The organism is Falsiroseomonas sp. RANM36, from assembly GCF_056682175.1.
In genome coordinates this window covers 982,366-985,936 of the sequence record NZ_JBWXTD010000003.1, presented here as the reverse complement: position 1 = coordinate 985,936, position 3,571 = coordinate 982,366, and the positions used below count along the sequence as shown (strand labels likewise).

The following is a 3,571-nucleotide window of genomic DNA, read 5'->3' as shown; positions in this document are numbered from 1 at the left end:
GGGGGGCCCCCCCCCCCGGGGGGCGGGGGCGGGGGGGGCCCCCCGGGGGGGGCCCCCCCCCGTCGCTTTTCCCGTCGCTTTTCCCGTCGCTTTTCCGGGGGCGCGCGGCGCCGGGGCGGCACCCGAACCGCGCGGATGACGGGCCTGCCCCCTTGCCGCGCCACGGCGCGGTGAATATCTCACGCCCATCCTACCACCCACCCCCATCCGGCAGGGGCCGGGCGCGGTGCCTCCGGGGCCGTTCCCACGCCGCCGAACAGGAGCACACGGATGAGCAAGGTCATCGGCATCGACCTCGGCACGACCAATTCCTGCGTCGCCATCATGGAAGGCCCCGCAGGCGCCAAGGATTCCATCAGGGTCATCGAGAACGCCGAGGGTGCCCGCACCACCCCCTCGATGGTCGCCTTCGCCAAGAACGGGGAGCGTCTGGTCGGCCAGTCCGCCAAGCGACAGGCCGTGACGAACCCGATGAACACCCTCTATGCGGTCAAGCGCCTGATCGGCCGCCGCTACGACGACCCGATGGTCGCGAAGGACAAGGGCCTGGTGCCCTATTCCATCGTCCGCGCCGACAACGGCGATGCCTGGGTCGAGGTCGAGGGCAAGAAATACGCCCCGCAGCAGATCAGCGCCTACATCCTGACGAAGATGAAGGAGACCGCCGAGGCCTTCCTCGGCGAGAAGGTTTCTCAAGCTGTCATCACGGTCCCGGCCTACTTCAATGACGCTCAGCGCCAGGCCACCAAGGAGGCCGGCGCGATCGCGGGGCTCGAGGTCCTGCGGATCATCAACGAGCCGACGGCCGCGGCGCTCGCCTATGGCATGGACCAGAAGAAGGGCGGCACCATCGCGGTCTATGACCTCGGCGGCGGCACCTTCGACGTCTCCATCCTCGAGATCGGCGACGGCGTGTTCGAGGTGAAGTCCACCAACGGCGACACCTTCCTCGGCGGCGAGGATTTTGACGCGCGCGTCATCGATTACCTGGCGGACGAGTTCAAGAAGGAGCAGGGCATCGACCTGCGTGGCGACCGGCTGGCGTTGCAGCGCCTGAAGGAAGCCGCCGAGAAGGCGAAGATCGAGCTTTCCTCCTCCAAGCAGACCGAGATCAACCTGCCCTTCATCACCGCCGATGCGTCCGGGCCCAAGCACCTGGTGCTGCAGCTGACGCGTGCGAAGCTGGAGGCGCTGGTGGACGACCTGATCCAGCGCACGCTCGAGCCCTGCAAGCAGGCGCTGAAGGACGCGCAGCTCTCGGCCGGCGAGATCGACGAGGTGATCCTGGTCGGCGGCATGACCCGCATGCCGAAGGTCATCGAGGCAGTGAAGCAGTTCTTCGGCAAGGAGCCCGCGCGCAACGTCAACCCTGACGAGGTCGTGGCCATCGGCGCGGCGATCCAGGGCGGCGTGCTCAAGGGCGACGTCAAGGACGTGCTGCTGCTCGACGTCACGCCGCTGTCGCTCGGCATCGAGACGCTGGGCGGCGTCTTCACCCGCCTGATCGACCGCAACACCACCATCCCGACCAAGAAGTCCCAGACCTTCTCCACCGCGGACGACAACCAGTCGGCGGTGACGATCAAGGTCTTCCAGGGCGAGCGGGAGATGGCGGCCGACAACAAGCTGCTCGGCCAGTTCGACCTGCAGGGCATCCCGCCCGCGCCGCGCGGCGTGCCGCAGATCGAGGTCACCTTCGACATCGACGCCAACGGCATCGTCTCCGTCAGCGCGAAGGACAAGGCCACCGGCAAGGAGCAGCAGATCAAGATCCAGGCGAAGTCGGGCCTGTCGGACAGCGACATCGAGCGCATGGTGCGCGAGGCCGAAGCCAACGCGGAAGCCGACAAGAAGCGCCGCGAGGCCGTGGAGGCGCGCAACGGCCTCGACGCGCTGGTGCATTCCACCGAGAAGACGCTCCGCGAGAACGGCGACAAGGTCGGTGCGGCGGAGAAGGCCGAGGTCGAGAACGCCCTGACCGAGGCGCGCGGCGCCATGGAAGGCCAGGACGCCGATGCGATCCGCACGGCATCCGAAAAGCTCTCCCAGGCGGCGATGAAGATGGGCGAGGCTCTCTATAAGCAGCAGCAGTCCGAGGCCCAGCCCTCCGGCCCCGGTGCGGCGGGCGCATCGGCCGGCGGCCCCGGCGGCGCCAACCCGAACGAGAAGGTGGTGGACGCCGAGTTCGAGGAAGTGGACCCGAACAAGAAGAAGCCCTCGTAAGGGGCTCCTCCGATCGGGTAGGAACGGCGCGCCCGGCTTCCCCAGCAGGAGGTCGGGCGTTGCCATGCGGCACGTCCTGCGCAACGAGGATTTTCGGGCCCCATGGCCAAGCGTGACTACTACCAGGTCCTGGGCGTCGCCCGGGATGCGAGCGAGGAGGACCTGAAGAAGGCCTACCGCAAGCTCGCCATGCAGTACCACCCGGACCGCAACCAGGGAGACAAGGCGGCCGAGGCCAAGTTCAAGGAGCTGAACGAGGCCTACGACGTGCTGAAGGACGCCGAGAAGCGGGCCGCCTATGACCGCTTCGGCCATGCCGCCTTCGAGCAGGGCGGCGGCGGCGGTGCCGGCGGCGGCTTCGCCGGCGGCAACCCCTTCGGCGGCGCCTTCGAGGACATCTTCGAGGAGATGTTCGGCGGCCTGCGCGGCGGGCGTGGCCGCGGCGGGCCGGTCGGCCGCGGCAGCGACCTGCGCACCTCGGTCGAGATCGCGCTGGAGGAAGCCTTCGCCGGCGCGAAGAAGACCATCCGCATCTCCACCTCCGTCGCCTGCGAGGCCTGCAAGGGCTCCGGCGCGGAAGGCGCCGCGGCCCAGGCCGCGGCCACCTGCGGCAGCTGCGGCGGATCGGGCAAGGTGCGCGCGCAGCAGGGCTTCTTCCTGATCGAGCGCACCTGCCCGACCTGCGGCGGCTCCGGCCGCACCATCAAGAACCCGTGCAAGGTCTGCGCCGGCCAGGGCCGCGTGCAGCGCGACCGCACGCTCTCCGTCACCATCCCCGCCGGTGTCGAGGACGGCACGCGCATCCGCCTCTCGGGCGAGGGCGAGGCCGGGCTGCGCGGCGCGCCGCCAGGCGATCTCTATGTGGACATCGCGGTGCGCTCGCACCCGATCTTCCAGCGCGACGCCGCCAACATCTTCGTCCGCGTGCCGCTGCGGATGACGCAGGCGGCGCTCGGCGGCGCGGTGGAGGTGCCGACGGTGGATGGCGGCCGCGCCAAGGTGACCATCCCGGCCGGCACGCAGTCCGGCGACCAGTTCCGCCTGCGCGGCAAGGGCTTCTCCGTGCTGCGCAGCGCGGCGCGCGGGGACATGTATGTCCAGGTCGCGGTGGAGACGCCGCAGAACCTGACCAAGCGCCAGCAGGAGCTGCTGGCGGAGTTCGAGCGCGAGGCCGAGAAATCCGGCCGGTCGAGCCCGGAAAGCGAGGGCTTCTTCGCCAAGGTGAAGGAGTTCTGGGACGGCCTCGGGCGCTGAGGGCTGATTTTGCCCTCGGCGGAGGAAACCGGCGCGGCGGCGCCACGTTCATTGCGTGCCCGCCGCACCTCCCCCCCAGCGGCGGCGCCGGCAG

At 69.8% G+C, this 3,571-nt stretch carries 2 protein-coding genes; both read left to right on the top strand.

What is annotated here, in order from left to right; translation table 11 throughout:
* Positions 1–270 precede the first annotated feature (270 nt).
* Positions 271–2,223 carry a molecular chaperone DnaK gene (gene dnaK, locus AC1MIR_RS09530; protein WP_480027931.1) on the top strand — a complete coding sequence of 651 codons (1,953 nt, stop codon included), beginning with the start codon at positions 271–273 and terminating at the stop codon, positions 2,221–2,223.
* A gap of 102 nt (positions 2,224–2,325) precedes the next feature.
* On the top strand, positions 2,326–3,477 hold the full coding sequence (gene dnaJ, locus AC1MIR_RS09525) for a molecular chaperone DnaJ (RefSeq protein WP_480027930.1): 1,152 nt from the start codon (positions 2,326–2,328) through the stop codon (positions 3,475–3,477).
* The last annotated feature ends 94 nt before the right edge of the window (positions 3,478–3,571 follow it).